This window comes from Faecalibacterium sp. DFI.5.82 (assembly GCF_029076575.1).
GTDB classification, from domain to species: domain Bacteria; phylum Bacillota; class Clostridia; order Oscillospirales; family Ruminococcaceae; genus Faecalibacterium; species Faecalibacterium duncaniae.
Map to the genome: position 1 here is coordinate 1 of NZ_JARFIS010000639.1, position 305 is coordinate 305.

1 protein-coding gene is annotated in these 305 nt (G+C 62.0%); it reads right to left on the bottom strand.

The window, feature by feature from the left end:
- Positions 1 to 305 (bottom strand): anti-sigma F factor (gene spoIIAB, locus P0G09_RS18225; RefSeq protein ID WP_275253372.1); only part of this gene is annotated, 305 nt, incomplete at both ends.

A 305-nucleotide genomic window follows, 5' to 3' on the forward strand; every position in this document is an offset into this window, starting at 1 on the left:
CTCCAGAAGCATTGTCAGAATGACCCCCGTGCCCCGGCCGGGAGCGTAGCGCACACTGACTTTATCCATAAAGCTCTGCATGACCGCAAAACCGAGACCGGAGCGCTCCTCCGGGTTGCCGGTGGTGAAGAGTGGCTCCATCGCTCTGGGGATATCCGGGATGCCGACCCCTTTGTCTGCGATCCCGATCCTGACCACCCGCCCCGGATAAACGGAGACTGTCATGGTGATGGGCCCCACCCGGTCGGGGTAGGCGTGGACGATGCAGTTGGTGACGGCTTCGGATACCGCCGTTTTCAGGTCAG